The organism is Pantoea sp. R13S299 (genome assembly GCF_048515925.1).
Classification (GTDB): Bacteria; Pseudomonadota; Gammaproteobacteria; order Enterobacterales; family Enterobacteriaceae; genus Pantoea.
In genome coordinates, this window is sequence record NZ_JBLYEF010000013.1 from 1 (window position 1) to 515 (window position 515).

General features: G+C 49.3%; 1 tRNA gene and 1 rRNA gene. Both read right to left on the reverse strand.

What is annotated here, in order from left to right:
- Positions 1-242: 242 nt before the first annotated feature.
- A tRNA-Glu gene (locus tag ACN1CO_RS22370) sits at positions 243-318 on the reverse strand.
- A gap of 86 nt (positions 319-404) precedes the next feature.
- Positions 405-515: ribosomal RNA gene (locus ACN1CO_RS22375) — 16S ribosomal RNA — on the reverse strand; the annotation flags it as partial.

Here is a 515-nt window from a genome sequence, read left to right on the forward strand (position 1 = left end):
CATCCACCGTGTACGCTTAGTCGCTTAACCTCACAACCCACAGGCGTTTTACAACGCTGCGTGTTGCAAGCATTTGAGAGACTCGAACGCATCGCCTTGCCATTCCTTATTACGGAGGAATGACGCGGTGCGTCGTTTCAATTTTCAGCTTGTTCCGGATTGTTAAAGAGCAATATCTTAAACATGACTCGCAAGTCATCTTTAAGATATGTGGGCAACATCTTTCACCTGTCACCAAGCTTTGGCGTCCCCTAGGGGATTCGAACCCCTGTTACCGCCGTGAAAGGGCGGTGTCCTGGGCCTCTAGACGAAGGGGACAATTAAGTCTGTCTTCGAAAGACACTTTGCTCGTTATTTTCTATCAGACAATCTGTGTGGACACTGCGCTGGAAGGTATCTTCAGGTAAGGAGGTGATCCAACCGCAGGTTCCCCTACGGTTACCTTGTTACGACTTCACCCCAGTCATGAATCACAAAGTGGTAAGCGCCCTCCCGAAGGTTAAGCTACCTACTTC